Origin of the sequence: Pseudomonas sp. NPDC007930, from assembly GCF_042958985.1 — a bacterium.
Classification (GTDB): Bacteria; Pseudomonadota; Gammaproteobacteria; order Pseudomonadales; family Pseudomonadaceae; genus Aquipseudomonas.
Window position 1 is genome coordinate 15,840 of record NZ_JBIBKC010000014.1, and the last position, 23,335, is coordinate 39,174.

A 23,335-nucleotide genomic window follows, 5' to 3' on the forward strand; every position below is an offset into this window, starting at 1 on the left:
AATCGTTTAACCTGTGACAGGTACAGCACCTGGTCAACGCCTTGGGCATCTGTGAAACGATAAGCCCCCCCGCTCAACACCGGGGGTTGCGGGCTAGCCACAGTGGATCCGTCCGCCATGGTGAATTTATAGCCCGTGGAGCACGCCATCAATGGCAGGATGCACAATCCCAGCAAAAGGCCGCGCAGCATGGTATTCACCCTAATTCTCGAAAGTTGACGAAGTGGTTAAGTGGCCAGAAAGATGGCGCGGCGCCATTATTGCCAGAAGTTTTATTTACTGTAATAGCCGTTCATCTTCCTCGACCACCGGTAGTGCAACTTTCAAGGATCCAAACTACCCAAATGATCGTTCCGCTCTATCGGTGAAACGTTTAACTCATCAGCCTCGCTATGCTGCCGGAAACGGCTGACACGCTGTAAGCCTTGGCTTACAAGGGTTGTACAGTTTTGCTGGTTTGTAGAGGGTAGCGCGCAGTCTGCGCGCGACACCCGCCTTACCGTTCGTCGGGTCGTTACCTGCCCATCACAATAATCAGACCATACGCGGCCATGCCCATGCCTTTTGCCACCCACTGCCCTGCCCCGGTGCTGCCATGAGCACCTTCCGCGCCTTGCGCAACAGCTACAACTACCGCCTGTGGGCCGCGGGCGCGCTGGTGTCGAACATCGGCACCTGGATGCAGCGCACCGCCCAGGACTGGATCGTGCTGACCCAGCTCACCGACCACCAGGCCACCGCCGTGGGCATCACCATGGCGCTGCAGTTCGGCCCGCAGGCGCTGTTGATGCCGCTGACCGGCTACGCGGCGGACCACTTCGAGCGGCGCAAGCTGTTGATGCTCACCCAGGGCTGCATGGGCCTGTTGGCACTGTGCCTGGGCGTGCTGGCGCTGGGTGGCTGGCTGGCGTTGTGGCAGGTGTACCTGCTGGCGGGGCTACAGGGCTGCGTGGCGGCGTTCGATGCGCCAGCGCGGCAAACCTTCGTCGGCGAGATGGTCGGCGACGCCGACCTGGCCAACGCGGTGGCGCTCAATTCCGCTTCGTTCAACAGCGGCCGGCTGCTCGGCCCCGCGGCGGCGGGGTGGGTGATCGCCGGGGTCGGCACCGGCTGGGCGTTGCTGGTCAACGCGCTGTCGTTCGCCGCGGTGCTGCTGGCGCTGGCGCGCTTGCGCAGCGCTGAGCTGCACGGCGGCCGTGCCCCGCGCGGGCGCAAGGGGTTGGCCGATGGGCTGCGCTACGTGGCGGCCCGGCCGGCGCTGAAAACCGTGCTGCTGATGCTGTTCCTGGTCGGCACCTTTGGCCTGAACTTCCCGATCTATATCTCCACCATGGCGGTGGGGGTGTTCCATGCCAGCGCCGATGAGTTCGGCCTGCTCACCTCGGCGATGGCCATCGGTTCGGTCAGCGGCGCGCTGCTCGCCGCGCGCCGCGCCGAGGCCCGCTTGCCTCGGTTGGTGCTGGCGGCGTTGGTGTTCGGCGTGGGCTGCGGGTTGGCCGCGGTGGCGCCGCGCTACGGGGTGTTCGCGGTGCTGCTGGTGCTGTGCGGGGTGTGCGCGCAAACCTTCACCACCGGCTGCAATGCGCTGATACAGCTCGGCACCGAGGCCGGCATGCGCGGGCGGGTGATGGCGCTGTACCTGTGCGTGGCGCTGGGCGGCACGCCGCTGGGCGCGCCGCTGGTGGGCTGGGTGGTCGACCACGGCGGGCCGCGCTGGGGCATGGCGGTCGGCGCCCTGGCCGGGCTGCTCGGCGCAGCGGTAGGGGCGCTGTACTTGCTGCGGCTCAGGCGCCCGGTGCGGTGAATACCCGCTGCCCACCCTCAGGCAGGTAGGCGACCACACTGCCCGGCGCCGGGCCCTCGGGCCAAGGCTGGGCACCGAAGTTGGCGACCAGCCGGGTGCCGTCGGCAAAGCGCACCTGCTGCACCTCGCCGGCGCGGTCGAGCCAGCGGAAGTCCACCAGCGCCTGGTGGGCGAGGCGTTGGTGCAGCGGCCGGAAGAACCCATCCAGCGCCTGCAGGTACGGCAGCCGCTGCGCCGCGGTGGCGGCGCTGAGGTTGAGCAACGGCGGTACGTTGTACAACTGCGCCAGCAGCTCACGGGTGGCCTGTACCTCGGGGAACTTGAGGGTGTCGAGCGTCCAGTGGTCGGTGGTGATCAGGCTGTCGTGGTAGGCCGCTTGGAACAACGGCAGGCGCGACGCCGGGTTGAAGTACAGCGCCCGGTATTCGGCCTTGAGCCGGGCAGGCTTGAAGAACACCGCCGGTTGCCCCTCGGGCCACCATTGGCCGAGAAAATACGGCGAATTGCGCTGCTGGCGCATCTGCGGGTCGCGCCAGCCAAAGCCGGAGGTTTGCATGCCGTGGGCAAACGCCGCGGTCGCGTTGGCCACCGCGCCGCCCACTTCAGAGCCCACCGGCAGGCGCTGCTCGGTGGCAACCCAGGCCATGCTCGCCAGGCGGTTGGCGGCGTCCTGGCGTTGGCTGGTGGGCTTGGCCGGGTCAAAGTCGTTGAACAGCATGCCGGTGGCGGCCACGTCGAGAAACCAGCTGTTGAACGGTGCCCCGGCCAGCAGCCGCGGCACCCGCTCGCGCAGCACCGGCTGCACGCAGGCGCTGTTGGTGTACACCCCCTCGCCGCCAAAGCCCTTGCGCCGGCCGCCGCCCTCGAGGTGCACGCCGCACTCGCGGTACACGCGCTCGCCCATTTGCGCGGTCAGCCAGCTTTGCCGGTGGTTGCCGGCGGGCAAGGCGGTGTCGTAAGAATCGTACGGGGCGATCAGGTAGCCGGCGTGCACCGCCGCGGCCACCGCCTCGGGCGCGGCCAGGCCTTGTGTCCATTGCGGCAAACCCAGCCATAGCCGCGGCAGCCCGGCCTGTTGCAGCGCGGCCAGGGCCTGGGGCCAGCCGCCGCCCCACAGGTACAGGTGCGAGGCGCCCAGCAGCCGGCCGCCCTCCTCGACCGCCGCCAGCTTGGCGCGCAGCGGCACCCACTCGCCCCGTTGCTGCAGCCAGGCGCGCCAGGCCTTGGCCGGTGCCAGCAGGTCTTGCTCGCTGAGCACGATGCGCACCTCGTAGCGGCGTTCGGCCTCGAGCGGGGTAAAACGATGGCTGACCGCCAGGCCGATGCCCGCTTCGGTCACCTCGAAGGCCAGTTGGTTGTCATAAGGCGTGGCCAGCAGCCAACTGAGGCTGTGGCGGCCGTTTTCGCGGCCGAAGGCTGGCAGGCTGAGGTCTTCGGTAGGGCTGAGCTGCTGGTGCTCGGTGGCCAGGGCATGGCGCCAGGCGGCGTCTTCGGCGCGGATGTAATGGCCCTCTTTGAGCGGCAGCAGCAGCCCGTCGGTGCTGGGCGGCAGGCGCGGCCAGGTGAGCTCGCCGGGGGCGCCCGCCTCGAAGGACACGGCCAGTACCGGGCCGTCGAGGCGTACCTGCACGCCCAAGGGCCCGTGGCGCCAGCGCGCCAGGTTGGCGTGGTGCTCGAGGCCCTGCACCGGCGCCAGCGGGCCGGCAGCGGACAGCACCCGCTCGCCGCCGCCGGCGGGGCGGGCGACCATGGCCAGGGTGGCGGGGTTTACGCTAATACGCCAATCGGCGTTTTCCAGGGTCAGGCCCTGGGCCCAGGGGCTGAGCAGGCACACACAGAAGAGCAGACAGCGAGGCATGGAAGCACTCCTTGCGAACAGGGCCGGTAGGGTCCTGTTTTTCTCGGAATACTCCTAGCGCAAAACGGTTGCCGAACATTACCCGGCCAGCACCGCGCCGGCCGGCGCCGGGGTGGCCGCGTGTACCCGGTCAAGCCCGATCAGGGTGATGATCAACAGTAACGGCAGCAGCAAGGCTTTGAAGATGCGCATGGGCGTGGCCTCCCCAGGGGTGCTTCGTCAAAGGCCAAGCGTAGCAGAGGGGGCGGTGGGGGCTGTTCTGGATGCGACATCGGTTGCGGGCCTATCGCTGCTGTCAGTTCAACCCTTCCCACCCCCCGCCCAGCGCCACCATCAGGTTCACACTGGCGACCAGCCGGCTCTGCAGCAGGTTGAGCACGCTGCGCTCGTTGCTCAAGGCGGTGGCCTGGGTGGTGACCACGTCGAGGTAGCCGATCAGCCCCGCGCGGTACTGGTTGTTGGTCAGGCGCAGGGACTCGCGCGCCGCGGCCAGCGCTTGGTCGCGCACCACGGCTTCGTCCTGGTAGGTTTTCAGTTGGGCGAGGTAGTCCTCCACCTCGCGCAGGCCATCAAGCACGGTTTGCCGGTACTGGGCCACGGTCTGGTCGTAGATGGCGATGTTACGCTCCACTTCAGCGCTGCGTTGGCCGGCGTCGAACAGGGTCATGGCCAGGCTCGGGCCCACCGACCAATAGCGGTTCGGCAGGCTGATCCAGTTGGAGAAGCTGCTCGAGCTGTAGCCCCCGGCCATGCTCAGCGAGAGGTCGGGGTAGTACGCCGCCTTGGCCACGCCGATGCCGGCGTTGGCGGCCATCACCGAACGCTCGGCGGCGGCGATGTCGGGGCGCCGTTCCAGCAACTGCGACGGCAGGCCCACCGGCACCCTGGGCAGCGCCGGGATGCTCTGGGCCTCGGCCAGGCTGAAGTCCGCCGGGGCCTTGCCCATCAGCACGGCGATGGCGTTCTCGAACTGGGCGCGCTGCCAGGCCAGGTCGATCAGGTCGGCCTGGGTGGTTTTCAGCTGGGTTTGCGCCTGGGCCACCGCGTCGGGGCCGGAGATCCCCGCGCGGTACTGGTTCTGGGTCAGCGTCAGCGAGCGCTGGTAGGCGTCTACGGTGGCCTGCAGCAGGCGCTTTTGCTGGTCGAGCACGCGCAGTTGCAAATAGTTTTGCACCAGTTGCGACTGCAACGACAAGCGCATGTTGGCCCAGTCGGCCAGGCTCGCCTGGGCGCTGCCCTGGTTGGCCTCCAGGGTGCGGCGCAGGCGGCCCCAAAGGTCGAGCTCCCAGCTCACCCCCAGTTGCGCGTTATAGGTATCGCGGATGCCACTGCTCGCCGAGCTCAGGCTCGAGCCACTGCTGCCGGTGCCCTGGGCCGCGCGGTTCTTGCTGGCCGAGAGGTCGAGGCTGGGGAACAGCGCGCCGCGGCTGCTGCGCACCAGCGCCTGGGCTTGGCGGTACTGGGCTTCGTACTGGGCGACGGTCTGGTTGGAGCGGTTCAGTTCATCGACCAGGCCATTGAGCTGGGCGTCGCCGTACACCGCCCACCAGGCGCCCTTGGCCTGGGCGTCGGCCGGTTGCGCGGCGGTCCAGCCTTCGGCTTGCTTGAACTGCGCCGGGGTGGCCATGCTCGGGCGCTGGTAATCCGGCCCCACCGCACAGGCGCTGAGCCACAACGCGGCGGCCAGGGGAGCAAGGCAAAACAGGTGTGGGCGGTTCATAGCGGGGTGTCCAGAGCGGCATCGGTGCGTACGCCGCGCCAGCGGTTGAAGCGGTGGCGTACGCGGTCCAGGGAAAGGTAAACCACCGGTGTGGTGTACAGCGTCAACAGTTGGCTGAGCAGCAGCCCGCCGATGATCGCCACCCCCAGCGGCGTGCGCATCTCGGCGCCATCGCCGCGGCTGAGCAACAGCGGCAGCGCGCCGAGGATCGCCGCCAGGGTGGTCATCAGGATCGGCCGCAGGCGCAGCAGGCAGGCCTGGCGGATCGATTCGAACGGCGGCAGGCGCTGCTCGCGTTCAAGCTGCAGGGCCAGGTCGATCATCATGATGGCGTTTTTCTTCACCACGCCGATCAACAGGAACAAGCCCAGCAGTGAGATCAAGCTGAACTCGCCGCCGGTGAGGTAGATCGCCAACAAGGCACCCACCCCCGCCGAGGGCAGCGTAGAGAGAATGGTCAGCGGGTGGATGTAGCTTTCGTAGAGGATGCCCAGCACCAGGTACACCAGCACCAGCGCGCCGAGGATCATCCACGGCTGGCCCTTTTGCGCCTCGAGGAAGGCGTTGGCGTTGCCGCCACTCTTGACGATCAGCCCGTCGGGCAGGCCCAACGCCGCCAGTTCGCGCTCGATCGCCAGGGTTGCCTGGTCGATGGTGGCGCCGGGGGCGAGGTCGAAGGCGATGTTCTCCGAGGCGAACTGGCCGTCGTGGCTGACGCTGTCGTCGGCCAGGCTGTTGCGGTAATGGGCGATGGTCGACAGCGGCACCCGCGCGCCGCTGCTGGTGATCACGTGGATCTGCTCGAGGGTGACTGGGTCCCAGGCGTACTGGGGGTTGATCTCCATCACCACCTGGTACTGGTTCAGCGCCTCGTAGATGGTCGACACCTGGCGCTGGCTGTAGGCGTTGTTGAGCACGCTCATCACCGTGCTCATGTCGATGCCCAGGCGCTTGGCGGTGTCGCGGTCGACCTCCAGCGTGACCTGGGCGGCGCCGCGGCCTTCGCGGGCGTCGATCGAGGTGATTTCCTTCACCCCGTGGAACCCGGCCACCACCTTCGGGTACCAGGCGCGCAGGGTGGCGAGGTCATCGCTTTGCACGGTGTAGGAATACTGCGAGGCGTTGTTGTCGCGGGCGCCGCCAAATTGCAGGTCTTGGTCGGCGAACAGGAACAACCGCCCGCCAGGGATCTTCGGCGCGTTCTTGTTGATCCGCTGGATCACCTCCTGGGCCGACACACCGCGCTCTTTCAGCGGTTTCAGGCGCACCAGCACGGTGGCGTTGTTGGTGCCGTTGTTGCCGCCCAGGGTGGCGGCCACGCTGGCCACCGCCGGGTCGGCGAGGATGGCGTCGCGGTACTGGTGCATCTTCGGTTGCATCACCGTGAACGACAGCCCGTCGTCACCCCGGATAAACCCCATCAGTTGGCCGGTGTCCTGCTGCGGCATGAAGGTTTTCGGCACCACCACGTACAGCGCGATGTTCACCCCGATGGTGATGAACAAGCTCAGCAGCGTGAGCCGTGGGTGGCGCAGCACCCAGCCCAGCGAGCGGTCGTACACGCCGATCATCCAGCCGTTGGCGCGGTCGCTGTAGTGCTGCAGGCGGCTGCGCTGGGTGGGGTCGTGGGGTTTGAGCCAGCGCGCGCAGAGCATCGGCGTGAGGGTCAATGACACCCCCAGCGAGACCACGATGGCCGCCGCCAGGGTGATGGAAAACTCGCGGAACAGGTTGGAGACGATCCCGCCCATGAACAGGATCGACAAGAACACCGCCACCAGCGAGGCGTTCATCGACAGCAGCGTGAAGCCCACCTCGCGGGCACCGCGGTAGGCGGCCTCGACCGGCGGCACGCCATCGTCGATGTGCCGGGCGATGTTCTCCAGCACCACGATGGCGTCGTCGACCACCAGGCCGGTGGCGAGGATCAACGCCATCAGCGACAGGTTGTTCAGCGAGAAGCCGTACAGGTACATCAGCGCGAAGGTGCCGATCAGCGACACCGGCACTGCCAGCGTGGGAATCAACGAGGCCCGCGCGCTGGCCAGGAACAGGTACACCACCAGCACCACCAGCACCACGGCGATCAGCAGGGTCATCTCGGCTTCGTGCAGGGTGGCCTTGATCACCGTGGTGCGGTCCATCGCCACGGTCAGGGTGGCGCTGGCCGGCATCAACGACTCGAGCACCGGCAACTGCTCGCGAATCGCCCGGGTGGTTTCGATGATGTTGGCCCCGGCCTGGCGGTTGATCACCAGCAGCACGGCATCCTGCTTGTTGAAAAAGCCGCTGTTGTAGCGGTCTTCCACCGCGTCGCTGACCTTGGCCACGTCGCTCAGGCGCAAGATGGCGCCGTCGCGGGCGCGGATGATCAACGGCCGGTAGTCCACGGCCTTTTCCAACTGGTCGCTGGCCTGCACCTGCCAACTGCGCTCGGCATCTTCGACAAAGCCCTTGGGCCGGCGCACGTTGGCATTGGTGATCGCCGTGCGCACGTCGTCGAGGGCGATGCCGTACTGGTCGAGCAGGCGCGGCTCCAGCTCGATGCGCACCGCTGGCAGCGAGCTGCCACCGATCTGCACCTCGCCGACGCCGTTCACCTGCGACAGGCTTTGCGAAAGGATGGTCGAGGCGAGGTCGTACAGCTGGCCTTTTTGCAACACCTGGCTGGTCAGCGCCAGCACCATGATCGGTGCCTGGGACGGGTTGATCTTCTTGTAGGTGGGCAGGCTTTTCATGCCGCTGGGCAGCAGCGCCCGCGAGGCGTTGATCGCCGCCTGCACGTCGCGGGCGGCGCCGTTGATGTCGCGGCCTTGCTCGAACTGCAAGATCACCCGCGTCGAGCCCTGGCTGGAGCGGCTGTTCATGCTGGTGACCCCGGCGATGCTGCCGAACGAGCGCTCCAGCGGCGTGGCCACGGTCGAGGCCATCACCTCCGGGCTGGCCCCGGCCAGGTTGGCGCTGACCACGATCACCGGGAAGTCCATCTGCGGCAACGGCGCCACCGGCAACAGGCCGAAGCTGACGCCGCCGAGCAGCATCACCGCCAGGCTCAGCAGCAGGGTGGCGACCGGGCGGCGGATGAACGGGGCGGAGAGGTTCACCGGGGGGAGCTCCAAGCGTTCAGCCGCAAGCCACAAGCAGGCCAGGCCTCAGTTGCTGATCGCAAGCCACCCGCAAAAACCGGTAAAGCCAACGCCACAGGCGCCACCACTGTTTGCTTGCAGCTTGCAGCTGAAAACTTGCGGCTGGCCCCCCCAATCATCCTTCGGCCCCTTGCGCGCCCACCCGCCGGTACCGGCGTGATAACCGATCAAACGCCAGGTAAATCACCGGCGTGGTGAACAGCGTCAGCACCTGGCTGACCGCCAGCCCACCGACCATCACCAGGCCCAGTGGCTGGCGCAGTTCGGCGCCGGAGCCGCTGGCGAACATCAGTGGCAGCGCGCCGAACAGCGCCGCCAGGGTGGTCATCAGGATCGGCCGGAAGCGCAGCAAGGCCGCCTCGCGGATCGCCTCCGCCGGGGCCAGGCCGCGGCTGCGTTCGGCATCGAGAGCGAAGTCGATCATCATGATGGCGTTTTTCTTGACGATACCGATCAGCAGGATGATGCCGATGATGCCGATCATCCCCAGGTCGTTGCCCGACAACAGCAGCGCCAGCAACGCCCCCACCGCCGCCGAGGGCAGCGTGGAGAGGATGGTCACCGGGTGCACGTAGCTCTCGTAGAGCACGCCGAGCACGATGTACATGGTCACCACCGCCGCCAGGATCAGCAACAGGGTGCTCGACAGCGACGCCTGGAACGCCTCGGCGGCGCCCTGGAAGGCGGTTTGCACCCCCAGCGGCATGCCGATCGCTTGCTGGGTTTGCTCGATCACCTTCACCGCCTCGCCCAGGGCCACGCCGGGGGCGAGGTTGAACGACATCATCACCGCCGGGAACTGGCCGATGTGGGCGATCGCCAGCTGCGCCTGGCGCTGTTCGATGCGCGCCAGGCTGCTCAGGCGCACCTGGCCCCCACCCTCGCTGCTGGTCACGGTGGTGCCCGTGCTGCTGGCGGCGTTGGCGGTGTTGTTGGTGTTACCGCTGCCAGTGGTGTTGGTGCCGGCGCTGCTGTTGGTCGCCGAGGCCTTCACATACAACTGCTCGAGGGCCTCGGGGCCGATGCTGCCGCCGTCGGCGGACTGCAACACCACCCGGTACTGGCTGGCCTGGGTGTAGATGGTCGAGATCTGCCGCTGGCCGAAGGCGTCGTACAGCGCGTTGGTGATGTCGGCAACGTTGACCCCCAGGCGCTTGGCGCTGTCGCGGTCGATGTCGAGGTACACCTGCAGGCCTTTGTCTTGCAGGTCGCTGGCCACGTCGCGCAGTTCCGGGCGCTGGCGCAGGGCATCGACCAGCTTGCCGCTCCATTCGCTCAACAGGTCGGCATCCGGCGACGACAAACTGAACTGGTACTGGGTGCGGCTGACCCGGTCTTCGATGGTCAGGTCTTGCACCGGCTGCATGAACAGGCGCATGCCCACCAAGCCGTCGACCTGCGGTTGCAGGCGGGCGATCACCTCGCTGGCGCTGGCATCGCGCTGGCTCAGCGGCTTGAGGTTGATCTGCAAGCGGCCGCTGTTGAGGGTGGCGTTGTCGCCGTCTACGCCAATGTACGACGACAAGCTCTCAACCGCCGGGTCTTGCAGGATGATATCCGCCAACTGCTGCTGGCGTTGGCTCATGGCCTTGAACGAGATGGCCTGCGGCCCTTCGGAAATCCCCTGGATGAACCCGGTGTCCTGCACCGGGAAGAACCCCTTGGGCACCGCCAGGTACAGCACCACGGTCAGGCCGAGGGTGAGCACTGCAACGATCAGGGTCAGGCCCTGATGGCCAAGCACCCAGCCCAGGCCGCGGTCATAGCGGGCCACCAGCCAGTCGACCCAGGCGCCACTGGCGCGGTAGAAGCGCCCTTGCTGCTCGGGCGGCGGCTCACGCTTGAGCAAGCGCGCGCACATCATCGGCGTGAGGGTCAGCGACACCACCAGCGAAATCAGAATGGCCACCGCCAAGGTGATGGCGAACTCGCGGAACAAGCGCCCGACCACGTCGGCCATGAACAGCAGCGGGATCAGCACGGCGATCAGCGAGAAGGTCAGCGACACCAACGTGAAGCCGATCTGCTGGGCGCCCTTGAGCGCGGCCTGCAGCGGGGTTTCGCCCTCCTCGATGTGGCGGGCGATGTTCTCCAGCATCACGATGGCGTCGTCGACCACGAAGCCGGTGGCGATGGTCATGGCCATCAGCGTGAGGTTGTTGATCGAGAACCCGGCCAGGTACATCACCGCGAAGGTGCCCACCAGCGACAGCGGCACGGCGATCGAGGGGATGAGCGTGGCGCTGGCGCGGCGCAGGAACACGAAGGTGACCAGCACCACCAGGGCGATGGCGAACAGCAACTCGACCTGCACGTCGTGCACCGAGGCGCGGATGGTCTGGGTGCGGTCGGCGAGCACGCTGACGTCGAGCCCGGCCGGCATGTTCTCGGTCAGCCCGGGCAGCGCTTGCTTGATCCGGTCGACCACCTCGATCACGTTGGCGCCGGGCTGGCGCTGGATGTTGATCAGCACCGCCTGCTGGCGGTTAGCCCAGGCGGCCAGGCGTTCGTTCTCGGCGCCGTCGGTGATTTGCGCCACGTCCTTCAGGCGCAGCGGCGCGCCGTTCTGGTAGGCGAGGATCAGGTTGCCGTACTCGGCGGGCGAGCGCAGTTGGTCGTTGGCGTCGAGCATCGACACCCGGGTGGGGCCGTCGAAGTTGCCCTTGGGCTGGTTGACGTTGGAGTTGCCGATCAGCGTGCGCACGTCGGCCAGGTTCAGGCCGTTGGCCGCCAGCGCCTGCGGGTTGACCTTGATCCGCACCGCCTGGCGCTGGCCGCCGGCCAGGGTCACCATGCCCACCCCGCCGATCTGCGAAAGCTTCTGCGCCATGCGCGTTTCGACCAGGTCGTTGAGCTTGGGCAGCGGCAGGGTTTTCGAGCTCACCGCCACGGTGAGCACCGGGGTGTCGGCGGGGTTGACCTTGTTGTATACCGGCGGCGCCGGCAAGTCGCTGGGCAGCAGGTTGTTGGCGGCGTTGATCGCCGCTTGCACTTCCTGCTCGGCCACGTCCATCGACAACGCCAGGCTGAAGCGCAGGGTGATCACCGAGGCACCGCCGGAGCTGGTCGAGGCCATCTGATCAAGCCCGGGCATCTGCCCGAACTGGCGTTCCAGCGGCGCGGTCACCGCGCTGGTCATCACCTGCGGGCTGGCGCCGGGGTACAGGGTCATCACCCGGATGGTCGGGTAGTCGACCTGCGGCAGCGCCGACACCGGCATCAGCTTGTAGCCGATCAACCCGGCCAGCACGATCGCCAGCATCGTCAGGGTGGTGGCGACCGGGCGCAGGATGAACAAGCGAGAAATGTTCATGCCCCCGGCTTGCCCGCGCGCTTGCCGGTCGCCGACGGCGTGTCCTGGCCCTGCAGGTGCTCACCGGGGGTACTCGGCACCACCTGCTGCGGGTCGCTGACCACCTCTACGCGGCTGCCGTCACGCAGCCGGTCGGTGCCTTCGAGCACTACCCGGTCGCCCTGGGCCAGGCCTTGTTCGACCACCGTCGAGCTGCCGTCGCTGGCGCCCAGCTTGAGCTGGCGCACCTTGACCTTGTCGGCGCCGTCGAGCACATACACGAACGAGCCATCGCTGCCGTACTGCACCGCCGCGGTCGGCACCAGCACCACCTGGCGCAGGGTGTCGACCAGCAGGCGCACGTTGACGAACTGATTGGGGAACAGGCTTTCGCTCTTGTTCTCGAAGGCGGCCTTGAACTTCAGGGTGCCGGTGGTGGTGTCGATCTGGTTGTCCGGGCTTTGCAGGGTGCCGCTGGCCTGCAGCTTGACGTCGCCACGGTCCCAGGCTTCGACCGCCAGCCGGGCGCCATTGCGGTAGCGCTCGAGCACCGGGTCGAGCTGGGTTTCAGGCAAGGTGAAGGTCACGCTGATCGGCTGCATCTGGGTGACCACCGCCACCGCGGTGCTGTCGTTGGCGGCCAGCAGGTTGCCGCCGTCGAGCTGGCGCAGGCCCACGCGGCCGGCGATCGGCGAGCGGATGTCGGTGAAGTCGAGGTTCAGCCGGGCGTCGTTGACCGCTGCCTGGTTGGTCTTGATGGTGCCTTCGTACTGGGCCACCAGCGACTGTTGGGTGTCGAGGGTTTGCCGGGCAATGCTGTCTTGGGCGAACAGCTCCTGGTAACGCTTGAGGTCGATCTGGGCGTTCTTGAGCAATGCCTGGTTGGTCGCCAGGGTGCCTTCGGCCTGCTGCAGGGCGATGCGGTAGCTGCGCGGGTCGATCTGCGCCAGCAGGTCGCCGGCCTTGACCGCCTGGCCTTCGCGGAAGGCCACCTTGACCAGCTCGCCGGCGACCCGGGTGCGCACGTTCACCGTGTTCAGCGCGGTCACCGTGCCGAGGGCCTTGTAGTACAGCGGGAAGTCGCCCACCGTCACGCTGGCCACCCGCACCGGGGTGGCCGCATCGCTGCCGCCGAAACCGGGGCGCATCGGGTTGCCACCGGCCCGCCGGGCATGGGTGGCGGCCTGGCCAGTGCTGGCGGCAGGCGCGCTGGCGCGTTGCTGGCTCCAATACCACCAAGCGGCAGCGGCGAGAATGGCGATGACCAGAATGGCGAGCAGCCAACGGCGGGTAGAGCGGGAACCAGACGATTGCATGGGGGGAACAGCCCTTCTATGTAACAGCTTCCTTTCAGGAGGCTGAACGATAAGCACAACCGGCGAATTAGCAAAGTGCCTTTACGGGTCTTTTACCTAACACCGTGGGTTTTGGCCCGCCGAACGCCCTGGCGCGCGGGGTTTGGCCACAAGGGGCGTTGTTGTACAGCAGCAATGAAACGGGATGATGACTGTAACTGTACAAGCGCTTTAGGGCCCATCGCCCGGCACAGCCGGCCTCCCACCAGATTCGTATAAGCCATTGATTTACTGGGCAACACAGAACCCGTGGGAGGCCGGCTGTGCCGGGCGATAGGCCCTGAAGCTCATGCACACAATCAGCAGAGCTGACATGTTCATGCCCTCCACGAGGCCATGAAGCTACTTAAGTGAACAGCGTTACGGCACAGCCGGGCGATGGGCCCCCAAGCCAGACACAAAAAAACCGCCCCTGTCACCAGCGGCGGTTTTTTTGTAAGCAATTACATATTCACTTCAGCACAGCCAGCGCCGCGGCGTAGTCCGGCTCTTGCTTGATTTCCGGCACCAGTTCGGCGTGCAGCACGGTGTCGTTTTCGTCGAGCACCACCACCGCGCGGGCGGTCAAGCCGGCGATCGGGCCGCTGGCGATGGCCACGCCATAGGCTTCGTGGAAGTCACGGCCACGGAAGGTCGAAAGGTTTTCGACGTTTTCCAGGCCTTCGGCGCCGCAGAAGCGCTTCTGGGCGAACGGCAGGTCGGCCGAGATGCACAGCACCACGGTGTTGGCCACATCATTGGCCTGGGCATTGAACTTGCGCACCGAGGTGGCGCAGGTGGGGGTGTCGATGCTCGGGAAGATGTTCAGCACTTTGCGCTTGCCGGCGTAGTCGGCCAGGGTTTTGTCGGCCAGGTCGCCGCCTGCCAGGGAGAACGCCGGCGCCTTGGCGCCTGGCTGCGGGAACGCGCCCTTGACTTCGATCGGGTTGCCGCCTTGGGTGACTTGAGCCATGGAAATCGTCCTTATTCGGTGGGGTGAAAGCGCTGAGTTAACCACGAAACCGCGGCCGCCACCAAGCGCCGGCACCGCTGGGCAGTTAGCCTGAACCCCGCGCGGGCCGGCGTTTTCGAAACCTCACACTTCACCGCCCAGAGGCCCACCCCATGCCGCTGCACGCCGTTGCCCGCCTCCATGACCTGCCCGAGGGCCAGGGCTGCCCCGCCCAGGCGGGCGAGCACCATTGGTTGCTGGTGCGCCAGGGCCGCCAGGTCGACGCCTTCCAGGCCGACTGCCCCCACGCCGGCGCGCCACTGGCCGGTGGCGCGGTGTGCGCTGGCAAGCTGATCTGCCCGTGGCACAAGGCGGTGTTCGACCTGCACAGCGGCCAGCTGTGCGAGTTGCCCGCGCTGGACGCGCTCAAGCGCTACCGGGTGCGCCTGGACGGCGAGCGGGTGTGGGTCGATGACCAACCGTTGCCCAGCGCGCCGCGGCCACGGGCCAAGGCCGACCGCCGCACCTTCGCCATTATCGGTGCCGGCGCCGCGGGCACCGCCGCGGCACTGGCGCTGCGGGAAAACGGCTTCGCCGGGCGCATCCTGATGCTCGACGCCCAGGCCGAACCGGCCTACGACCGCACCGCCCTGAGCAAATTCGTGCTCGCCGGGCAGATGGCCGCCGCCGACACCCCGCCGCTGCGCGACCCGGCCTTCTATGACCAACAGCGTATCGAGCGCCTGCACACCGCGGTGGCGCGCCTCGACCACCCGGCCCGGCGCCTGGAGCTGGCCGACGGCACCACCCTGCCCTACAGCGCCGTGCTGCTGGCCACTGGCGGGGTGCCGAAGCGCCTCGGCGTGCCCGGTGAGGGCCTGGCCAACGTGTACGCCCTGCGCTCGCGGGAAGACGCCCGGCAGTTGTTCGAGCACACCCGCCCAGGTACCCGCATCGTGGTGGTCGGCAGTGGCTTCATCGGCCTTGAGGCCGCCAGTGCCTTGCGTGAGCGCGGCATGGTGGTGAGCGTGATCAGCCGCCGCCAGGTGCCCTTCGCCGCGCAGTTTGGCGATGCCGTGGGCCGGCGCCTGCTGGAGCTGCACCAGGCCCACGGGGTGAGCTTCCACCGCGCCAGGGTGCTGCGCTTCGAGGGTGAGCGGGAGGTGCACGGCGTGGCCCTGGATAACGGCGAGCAACTGCCGGCCGAAGCGGTGCTGGTGGCCGCGGGGGTGACCCCGGCCACCGAGCTGCTCGGCGCCGAGTACCTGGACCCGCACCAGGCGGTGCGGGTGGATGCGCAACTGCGCGCGGCCGAGGGGCTGTGGGCGGCGGGCGACATCGCCAGCTTCCCGCTGGCCGGCGAGCCGACCCGGGTGGAGCATTGGCGGATGGCCGAGCAGCACGGCCGGCTGGCCGCGGCGAACATGCTCGGCGCCCGCCAGCCCTACGACGGGGTGCCGTACTTCTGGACCTACCATTTCGGCCAACGGGTCGACTACCTCGGCCATGCCCAGGCCTGGGAAGAGGAACACACCCTCGGCGACCTGGCCGGCATGGCCTTTCTACAACTGCTGTGCCGCGGCGGGCAGGTCAAGGCGGTGGTCGGTTGCAACCGCGAGGCCGCCTGCGCCTGGCTGGCCGAACGCCTCAAGCAACCGCTGGGGCTGAGCGAAGCGCTACGCCGGCTGGCTCACTGAGCCGCCAGAAACGCCTCGGCCGCGTCGAGAAACGCTTTGGGCTGGTCGGCCATGATGAAGTGGTAGCTGTTGGCCACGCGTACCCGCTTCAGCCCCACCAACCCCTGGTACTGGCTGGCCCACAGCGCATCCACCTCATCGGCCGGGCGCCCAGCGTCGGCATACAGCGCGGTCACCGGCAGGTGCATCGCGCTCAGCCCCGGGCGCAGGTCGGTGAGCATGGTTTCTTTCAGCGCCGCGGCCAGGGCCTGGCGGTCCGAGGCCAGCGCCCACTGCACGATCCGCGCCTGGGTCGCCGGCGCCAGGGCCAGGCGCTGGGCGACCATCAACTGGCGCTGCTGGAAGGTGGCGGCATCGAGGCTGAGCATCTCTTGCGCCGCGCGCTCGGCGGCCGGGCGCGCGTCTTCCACAGTGTGCGCGCCAAACAGCGCGCTGTAGAACGGCAAGGTGTCGACCGTCATCACCCGCCCGGCGTCATCCGGGTAGGCCTGGGCGAGCATCAGCGCGCACAGCCCGCCCATGGAGTGGCCGATGATTGCCGGGTGGTCGAGGTGCTGCGCCTTTATATAATGCGCTAGTTCCTCGACCACCGGCTGCAGGAACGGCCCGTTGCCGTTGGCCCAGGGCTCGCCGGCAAAACCGGCCAACTGCACCAGGTGCAGCCGGTAGCGGCCCTGCAGGGCTTCGGCCACACCGCTCCACACCTCCCGGGCGCTGGCCAGCCCGGGGATGAGGATCACGTCCGGGCCGTTGCCGACCACCTGCACGCTCAGCCGCGACGACTGAAACGGCGGCTCATCGGCCGCCACCGGGCCGGCCAACAGCCCCAGCCACACCATCAAGATACCCAGCACCGCCCGCATGGCTGCCCCACAGCTGATTGAAAGCGCGCAGCATAGCGGCGGGGCCGGCGTTTGTCTGCGCGGGCAATGGCCCATAGATGGCTTCGATCAGCCCATCGGAACAAGCGATTAGACGCTATCACTACCCTCCATTACCTTGGCATGCAGTCAAGGACGCGGATTGTCGCAGGCCACAGCAGGACGCTCGCCCGGAACCCCCAGGGCCTGCATTGCTCTGATTAGCCAGCCTTCGAGAATTTCATGTCCCTCAACACCCCTGTACACATCGCCGCCCTCGCCATCGACACCGGGGTGGCCAAAGCCCGCTTGCCCGCCCGCACCCTGCTCACGCTGGGGTTCCTGGCCGGCGCGTTCATCGCCCTGGGCTTTTTGCTCGATATTCACGTCAGCACGATGATCCCGCCGGCCTGGGCATCGCTGGGCAACCTGCTCGGCGCCGCGGTGTTCCCGTTGGGGTTGATCCTGGTGGTGCTGGCCGGCGGCGAACTGCTCACCGGCAACATGATGACCCTGCCCATGGCGCTGTTCGCCCGCCGCATCGGCGTGCTGGCATTGCTGCGCAACTGGGCCTGGGTGAGCGCCGCCAACCTGCTCGGCGCCGTGTTCGTGGCCTGGTGCTTCGGCCACCTGCTGGGGCTGACCGAGGGGCCGTACCTGGCCAAGACCGTGGCCATCGCCCAGGCCAAGGCCAGCGCCGGCTGGCTGCAGGCGTTCATTTCCGGCATCGGCTGCAATTGGCTGGTGTGCCTGGCGGTGTGGCTGGCCTATGCCAGCAAGGACGTGCCCGGCAAGATCCTCGGCATGTGGTTCCCGGTGATGGCCTTCGTGGCGATTGGTTTCCAGCACGTGGTGGCGAACATGTTCATCCTCCCGGCGGCGATCTTCGCCGGCGCGCTGGACTGGGCCAGCTGCCTGGCCAACCTGGTGCCGGTTTACCTCGGTAACGCTTTGGGAGGTGCCGTTTTTGTTGGCCTGGCGTACTCTGTTGCCTATACCGCGCCGCAACCCGTTGCGGCCGCCACCCAACCTAGCGAGGCCTGAATGCCCTTGCCCACGCTGACCGACAGTTTCGCCCGCACGGTAGACTACCTGCGGATTTCGGTCACCGACCGCTGTGATTTCCGCTGCGTGTACTGCATGGCCGAAACCATGCAGTTCCTGCCGCGCCAGCGCGTGCTCACCCTTGAGGAAATCCACAGCGTCGCGCGCGCCTTCGTCGCCCTCGGCACCCGCAAGATCCGCCTCACCGGCGGCGAGCCGCTGGTGCGCAAGGGCGTGGTCGAGCTGTGCCGCAACATCGCCGCCCTGCCCGGCCTGCAAGAGCTGTGCATGACCAGCAACGGCTCGCAACTGGGCCGCCTCGCCGCGCCGCTGTTCGACGCCGGCTTGAACCGCCTGAACATCAGCCTCGACAGCCTCAGGCCCGAACGTTTTCGCGAACTCACCCGCACCGGCGAGCTGGCCACGGTCATCGCAGGCATCGACGCCGCCCGCGCCGCCGGCTTCACCCACACCAAGCTCAACTGCGTGGTCATGAAGGGCCGCAACGACGACGAAGTGATCGACCTGGTGCAATTCGCCATCGACCGCGAGCTCGACATCAGCTTTATCGAAGAAATGCCCCTGGGCACCATCACCGAACACAGCCGCGCCGAAGCGTTCTTCTCCAGCGAACAAGTGCGCGAGCGCCTCGCCGAGCGTTTTACCCTGCTGCCTTCCACTGCCAGCACCCAGGGCCCGTCGCGCTACTGGCGGCTGGCCGAGGCGCCGAACATCCGCGTGGGCTTCATCTCACCCCACAGCCACAACTTCTGCGCCACCTGCAACCGCGTGCGGCTCACCGTCGAAGGGCGCTTGTTGCTGTGCCTGGGCAACGAGCATTCGGCAGACTTGAAAGCCGTGCTGCGGGCGAACCCGGGGCAGCCAGAGAAGCTCGAAAAAGCCATTGTCGCGGCCATGGGGCTGAAGCCGTGGCGGCATGATTTCCGCCTGGATGATGAGGTGCAGGTGGTGCGGTTCATGAATATGACGGGGGGGTAGTGGCGGGTCTCTTCAAGTGGTTTTATTGAGCGCATGAGCTTCAGGGCCCTTCGCCCGGCACAGCCGGCCTCCCACGGGGTCTGTGTTGCCTAGTAAATCAGGTACTTACATAAAACTGGTGGGAGGCCGGCTGTGCCGGGCGAAGGGCCCTGAAGCTCATGCACAGAATCAACTGAGCTCACAGATTGATCCTTTCCTTAAAGCCGTGAAATTGCTTAAGTGAACAGCACTCCGGCTGTGCCGGGCGATGGCCCGGCCTGGCCACTCAGTGCCCGCCCCCTAGCGCCTTTCTCATCTTCTGGGTAATCACCTGCCGCACCTTGCCGTACCCCGCCCAAGGGTCATCCTTTTCCACCTCGGCCAAGCGCTCGCCGATGTTGCCCACGTGCCAACGCGTCGCGCGCTTGAGGCCAGGCACTTCCTCGCGCCTGACCGGCACCGACACCGGTAACCCCTCCCGCGCGCGGGCGCCGTAGGCGCAGGCGGTGGTGGCGCCTTCGCCGTTGCGCAGGTAGTCGATGAAGATCTTGCCCACGCGGTGCTTCGGCCCCGAGGTGGCGGTGAAGCGTTCGGGCATCAGCGCGGCCATGTGTTGTACCAGGGCCTGGGTGAAGGCCTTGACGCTGGCCCAGTCATCCTTGCGCCGCAGCGGCACGACGATGTGCATGCCCTTGCCACCGCTGGTTTTCAGAAAGCTTTTGAGCCCCAGTTGGTCCAGCGCCACCAGCACCAGTTCGGTGGCCTCGGCCATGGCCTTCCAGGGCAGCGCCGGGTCCGGGTCGAGGTCGAGCACGAAGCGGTCGGGGTGGCGGCCATCGCGGCCGCTGGCGTTCCAGCTGTGAAATTCCACAGTGCCCATCTGCACCGCGCCGATCAGCGCCTGCGGCGTGCCGACCACCATCGTTGGCTGGCGGGAGAACGCTGTGCCCAGTGCCTTGAGGCCGGGGATGTGCAGGTGTTCGGGGTTTTTCTGGAAGAACAGCTCGCCGCCGATGCCTTCCGGTGCCCGTACCAACGCCACCGGGCGCTTGGCCAGGTGCGGCAGCAGCCACGGCGCCACCTGGATGTAGTACTGCGCCAGGGCCAGTTTGGTGGTGCCGCTGCTGGCGTCGATCACGCGCTCGGGGTGAGTGATGCGCAGCTGTTCCGGCGCGCTGGCGCCGGCGGCTTGGCTGGGTGCGCGTGGCGCAGCCTGGCGCGGGGTTTCGGCGTGGATCGCCTTGGCCGGTTTGTCTTCCCGCAGGCCATGGAACACTGCGTGGCGCACCGCGCCTTCGCGGGTCATTTCAGCGTAGGCCACCTCCGCCAGCAGGTGCGGGGTAAGCCAGTGCACCCCGCGCGCTTCGGCGCCGCGCGGGGGGTTGGCCAGGGCCGGGCGGGTTTTGCGCCGCAGCGGCTCAAGCTGCTTGAGAATACGCCCCAGGGTTTGCTCGGAGAACCCCGTGCCGACCTTGCCGGCGTAGCGCAACGCGCCGCTGCCGGCATCGTGCAGGCCCAGCAGCAGCGCGCCAAAGCCGCTGCGGCTGCCCTTGGGGTCGGTGTAGCCGAGCACCACGAATTCCTGCCGGTGTTGGCATTTGAGCTTGATCCAGTCCTGGCTGCGATTGCCGTGGTACAGGCTGCCGGCGCGCTTGCCGATCAGCCCTTCCATGCGCATCTGGCAGGCGCTGCCGAGCAACTGCTCGGCGTCTTCGGCAAAGTCTTCGCTGTAGCGCAGCCATGGGCTGGCATGGCCCTTGAGCACGGCGGCAAGGGCCGCGCGGCGTTGTTCCAGCGGTACGCCGGTCAGGTCCTGGCCGTTCAGGTGCGGCGCGTCGAACAGGTAGTAGAGGATGTCGCCACTGCGCTCGGCGTCGAAGGCGTTCTGCAAGGCCTGGAAGTCTGGCAGGCCGTCTGGGTTGGCGACGATCACCTCGCCATCGAGCCAGGCGCTGGCCAGGCCCAGGGCCTCCACGGCCTTGGCCTGTTCCGGCAGGCGCGCGGTCCAGTCGTGGCCGTTGCGGGTGAACAGGCGCGCCTTGCCGCCCTCGAGGCGGGCCAGAATGCGGTAGCCGTCGAATTTGATCTCATAGCGCCAATCACCACGGGGTGGGCTGCCGACCAGAGTGGCCAGTTGCGGCTTGAGGCTGGCCGGCAAGGCGGCCTCGCGGGCGCCTTCCAGCGCGGTGCTGGCCTTGGCCTTGCGCGGCTTGGCCGGGGCTTTGGCTGCAGGCTTGGCCACGGGCTTTTTACCCGCGCGGGCCTTGGGCAGCAGGCGGCGCTCACTGAGCACGCTGTCGGGGCGCTCGGTGAGGATGTCGTATTCAGCGTGGGGGCGGGCTTGGTCGTCGTGGCTTTTGATCAGGAACCATTGCTCCTTTTTGCCGGCCATGCGGGTTTTCACCAGGTTCCAGCTGCCGGCCAGCTTCTCGCCTTGCAGGCGAAACTTCAGCTTGCCCTTGGCGTAGGCCTCATGGGGCTCGCCCTCGGGCTCCCAGATGCCACGGTCCCAGACGATCACTTCGCCGGCGCCGTAATGGCCTTCGGGGATGTGCCCTTCGAAGCTGGCGTAGTCCAGCGGGTGGTCTTCTACGTGAATGGCCAGGCGTTTGTCTGCTGGGTCCAGCGAGGGGCCCTTGGGCACCGCCCAGCTCTTCAGGGTGCCATCCAGCTCAAGGCGAAAGTCGTAATGCAGGTGGCTGGCGTCGTGCTTCTGAATGCAGAACTGCAACGCCTGGCCGGCGCCCTTGCGCTGCCGCCCGCCGCGGGGTTCGGGGGTGTGCTCGAAGCGGCGCTTGCGTTGGTAATCCTGTAGCGCGTCAGTCATGGCCGGGGCCTCGTGTTCAACCGATACAGGGTTGAATGGCCCGCCGCGCTTCAAGTTCCGCAGCGGCGCCGACAGGTGGCCGGGCACGCCGATGGAACGAACCGCCGCCAGCGCTGGCCCAAAACCAAGACCCCGCCAGTGCCCGCCAGAGGCACGGCGCTTAACCGCATGCCTGCTTGGAGTGCCTCCAATGCCCACCCGCAAGCCAGATTTCGACCCGGCACAGCCCCCGTTGTTGCCCGTTTCGCGCCGCTCGGTGCTGCAAGCCATCGGCATCAGCGGCACCGCCGCGGCGCTCGGCAACGGCCTCGCCCAAGCCGCCCCGGCACCCGGCCAGGCGCCGGCCTACCAAGAGCCCGGCGCGCAAGCGCTGACCTTCACCGTCAACGGCCAGCAGCAAACCTTGAATGTCGACCCGCGCACCACCCTGCTCGACGCCCTGCGCGAGCGGCTGCAACTGACCGGCACGAAAAAAGGCTGCGACCACGGCCAGTGCGGCGCCTGCACGGTGCACGTGAATGGCCGCCGGGTGAACGCCTGCCTGAGCCTGGCGCTGATGCACGAGGGTGACGCCATCACCACCGTCGAAGGCCTCGGCAGCCCCGAGCAACTGCACCCGATGCAGGCGGCGTTCGTCGAGCACGATGCCTACCAGTGCGGTTATTGCACCAGCGGGCAGATCATGTCGGCGGTGGCCCTGGCCAACGAGCCCCATGGCCGCAGCGATGGCGAAATCAAAGAGGCCATGAGCGGCAACATCTGCCGCTGCGGCGCCTACTCGCACATCCTCGCGGCGATCAAAACCGCCCAGGCCTGAACGGAGCACTGCCATGCAACCCTTTGCCTTCAACCGCGCCGCCGACGTGGCCCAGGCCGTGAAGCTCGGCGGCGCGGCCAGCACGCGCTTCATCGCCGGCGGTACCACCCTGACCGACCTGATGAAGCTGGGCGTGGAACACCCCAGCCAGGTGATCGACATCAACCGCCTGCCCTTGGCGCAGGTCGACACCACCCCCAGCGGCGGCCTGAAGATCGGCGCCCTGGTGCGCAACAGCGACCTGGCCTGGCACCTGAGCGTGAAGCAGCACTACCCGGTGCTCAGCCAAGCGCTGCTGGCCGGCGCCTCGGGCCAGCTGCGCAACATGGCCACCACCGGCGGCAACCTGCTGCAGCGCACCCGCTGCATGTACTTTCGCGACAACCTCAGCCCGTGCAACAAGCGCGAGCCGGGCAGCGGTTGCGCGGCCATCGGCGGCGCCAACCGCACCCTGGCGGTGTTTGGCGCCAGCGAGCAGTGCATCGCCACCAACCCGTCAGACATGAACGTGGCTTTGATGGCCCTGGAAGCCCAGGTGCACATCCAGGGCGCCAGCGGCGCGCGGGTGGTGCCGATCCATGAGTTCTTCCTGCTGCCGGGCAGCACGCCCCAGGTAGAAACGGTGCTCAAGCCGGGCGAGCTGATTACCCATGTGGAACTGCCGGCGCCTGTCGCCGATGCCCACTCCGGCTACCTGAAGCTGCGCGACCGCGCCTCTTATGAATTTGCCCTGGCCTCAGCGGCAGTGCTGCTGCGGGTCAGGAACGGGCGCGTCGAGCAGGCGCGCGTGGCCCTGGGCGGCGTGGGTACCGTGCCCTGGCGCTCGCCGGCCGCCGAGCAGGCGCTGGTGGGCGCGCCGGCCTCGCCCGCCACCTGGCAGGCCGCCGCCGAAGCCGCCGTGCGCGGGGCGAAGGCGCAAAGTGAAAACGGCTTCAAGATCGAACTGGCCAAGCGCTGCGTCGCCCACCAATTGGCCACCGTGGCCGCCCTGGCCTGAACAGGAGAA

Annotated in this window: 14 protein-coding genes; 6 read left to right on the top strand and 8 right to left on the bottom strand. The window is 67.6% G+C overall.

Annotated elements, in window-relative coordinates:
- The first annotated feature begins 595 nt into the window (after positions 1-595).
- Positions 596-1,804: an MFS transporter gene (locus ACFZCE_RS22025; RefSeq protein ID WP_390942648.1), complete on the top strand. Its 1,209-nt coding sequence runs from the start codon at positions 596-598 to the stop codon at positions 1,802-1,804.
- Here ACFZCE_RS22025 and ACFZCE_RS22030 read toward each other — a convergent pair.
- The 6 genes from ACFZCE_RS22030 to tpx all read right to left on the bottom strand — a co-directional run bounded on the left by ACFZCE_RS22030 (position 1,785) and on the right by tpx (position 14,127).
- Entirely contained in the window at positions 1,785-3,662 is a 1,878-nt protein-coding gene (locus ACFZCE_RS22030) for a glycoside hydrolase (RefSeq protein WP_390942649.1), read from the bottom strand. The genes ACFZCE_RS22025 and ACFZCE_RS22030 overlap by 20 nt on opposite strands.
- Before the next feature lie 295 nt (positions 3,663-3,957).
- A complete protein-coding gene (locus tag ACFZCE_RS22035) occupies positions 3,958-5,382 on the bottom strand; it encodes an efflux transporter outer membrane subunit (RefSeq protein WP_390942650.1) in 1,425 nt (474 codons plus the stop codon).
- Complete coding sequence (locus ACFZCE_RS22040; protein ID WP_390942651.1) at positions 5,379-8,486, bottom strand: efflux RND transporter permease subunit; 3,108 nt, start codon at positions 8,484-8,486, stop codon at positions 5,379-5,381. The genes ACFZCE_RS22035 and ACFZCE_RS22040 overlap by 4 nt, the downstream gene beginning before the upstream one ends.
- Positions 8,487-8,643: 157 nt before the next feature.
- Positions 8,644-11,841: an efflux RND transporter permease subunit gene (locus tag ACFZCE_RS22045; RefSeq protein WP_390942652.1), complete on the bottom strand. Its 3,198-nt coding sequence runs from the start codon at positions 11,839-11,841 to the stop codon at positions 8,644-8,646.
- Complete coding sequence (locus ACFZCE_RS22050; protein ID WP_390942653.1) at positions 11,838-13,136, bottom strand: MdtA/MuxA family multidrug efflux RND transporter periplasmic adaptor subunit; 1,299 nt, start codon at positions 13,134-13,136, stop codon at positions 11,838-11,840. Before ACFZCE_RS22050 ends, ACFZCE_RS22045 begins: the two co-directional genes overlap by 4 nt.
- Before the next feature lie 490 nt (positions 13,137-13,626).
- Positions 13,627-14,127, bottom strand: coding sequence for a thiol peroxidase (gene tpx / locus ACFZCE_RS22055; protein ID WP_390942654.1), 501 nt, complete (start codon positions 14,125-14,127; stop codon positions 13,627-13,629).
- A gap of 152 nt (positions 14,128-14,279) precedes the next feature.
- Here tpx and ACFZCE_RS22060 point away from each other — a divergent pair, with 152 nt between their 5' ends.
- The gene (locus tag ACFZCE_RS22060; protein ID WP_390942655.1) at positions 14,280-15,803 is read left to right on the top strand and encodes an FAD-dependent oxidoreductase; all 1,524 of its coding nucleotides are present in this window, start codon (positions 14,280-14,282) and stop codon (positions 15,801-15,803) included.
- Here ACFZCE_RS22060 and ACFZCE_RS22065 read toward each other — a convergent pair.
- Entirely contained in the window at positions 15,797-16,666 is an 870-nt protein-coding gene (locus ACFZCE_RS22065; protein WP_390942656.1) for an alpha/beta fold hydrolase, read from the bottom strand. The two genes, ACFZCE_RS22060 and ACFZCE_RS22065, sit on opposite strands and share 7 nt — an antisense overlap.
- A gap of 240 nt (positions 16,667-16,906) precedes the next feature.
- Between ACFZCE_RS22065 and ACFZCE_RS22070 the strand changes: the two genes are divergently transcribed.
- Together ACFZCE_RS22070 and moaA are read left to right on the top strand one after the other, a co-directional pair.
- Entirely contained in the window at positions 16,907-17,707 is an 801-nt protein-coding gene (locus ACFZCE_RS22070) for a formate/nitrite family transporter (protein WP_390942657.1), read from the top strand.
- Positions 17,708-18,706, top strand: coding sequence for a GTP 3',8-cyclase MoaA (moaA, locus tag ACFZCE_RS22075; protein ID WP_390942658.1), 999 nt, complete (start codon positions 17,708-17,710; stop codon positions 18,704-18,706).
- A gap of 265 nt (positions 18,707-18,971) precedes the next feature.
- Here moaA and ligD read toward each other — a convergent pair whose 3' ends face one another.
- Positions 18,972-21,512 (bottom strand): DNA ligase D, encoded by a 2,541-nt coding sequence (gene ligD / locus ACFZCE_RS22080; RefSeq protein ID WP_390942659.1) that lies wholly within the window; start codon positions 21,510-21,512, stop codon positions 18,972-18,974.
- A gap of 190 nt (positions 21,513-21,702) precedes the next feature.
- On the opposite strand from ligD, the gene ACFZCE_RS22085 reads away from it, so the two are divergent.
- Positions 21,703-22,329, top strand: coding sequence for a 2Fe-2S iron-sulfur cluster-binding protein (locus ACFZCE_RS22085; protein ID WP_390942660.1), 627 nt, complete (start codon positions 21,703-21,705; stop codon positions 22,327-22,329).
- A gap of 13 nt (positions 22,330-22,342) precedes the next feature.
- Positions 22,343-23,326, top strand: coding sequence for an FAD binding domain-containing protein (locus ACFZCE_RS22090; RefSeq protein ID WP_390942661.1), 984 nt, complete (start codon positions 22,343-22,345; stop codon positions 23,324-23,326).
- Positions 23,327-23,335 lie beyond the last annotated feature (9 nt).

Coding starts and splice junctions, on each gene's coding strand:
- moaA (WP_390942658.1), top strand. CDS start 17,708: ATGCCCTTGCCCACGCTGACCGACAGTTTCGCCCGCACGGTAGACTAC.
- ACFZCE_RS22070 (WP_390942657.1), top strand. CDS start 16,907: ATGTCCCTCAACACCCCTGTACACATCGCCGCCCTCGCCATCGACACC.
- ACFZCE_RS22035 (WP_390942650.1), bottom strand. CDS start 5,382: ATGAACCGCCCACACCTGTTTTGCCTTGCTCCCCTGGCCGCCGCGTTG.
- ACFZCE_RS22090 (WP_390942661.1), top strand. CDS start 22,343: ATGCAACCCTTTGCCTTCAACCGCGCCGCCGACGTGGCCCAGGCCGTG.
- ACFZCE_RS22030 (WP_390942649.1), bottom strand. CDS start 3,662: ATGCCTCGCTGTCTGCTCTTCTGTGTGTGCCTGCTCAGCCCCTGGGCC.
- ACFZCE_RS22050 (WP_390942653.1), bottom strand. CDS start 13,136: ATGCAATCGTCTGGTTCCCGCTCTACCCGCCGTTGGCTGCTCGCCATT.
- tpx (WP_390942654.1), bottom strand. CDS start 14,127: ATGGCTCAAGTCACCCAAGGCGGCAACCCGATCGAAGTCAAGGGCGCG.
- ligD (WP_390942659.1), bottom strand. CDS start 21,512: ATGACTGACGCGCTACAGGATTACCAACGCAAGCGCCGCTTCGAGCAC.
- ACFZCE_RS22060 (WP_390942655.1), top strand. CDS start 14,280: ATGCCGCTGCACGCCGTTGCCCGCCTCCATGACCTGCCCGAGGGCCAG.
- ACFZCE_RS22045 (WP_390942652.1), bottom strand. CDS start 11,841: ATGAACATTTCTCGCTTGTTCATCCTGCGCCCGGTCGCCACCACCCTG.
- ACFZCE_RS22085 (WP_390942660.1), top strand. CDS start 21,703: ATGCCCACCCGCAAGCCAGATTTCGACCCGGCACAGCCCCCGTTGTTG.
- ACFZCE_RS22065 (WP_390942656.1), bottom strand. CDS start 16,666: ATGCGGGCGGTGCTGGGTATCTTGATGGTGTGGCTGGGGCTGTTGGCC.
- ACFZCE_RS22025 (WP_390942648.1), top strand. CDS start 596: ATGAGCACCTTCCGCGCCTTGCGCAACAGCTACAACTACCGCCTGTGG.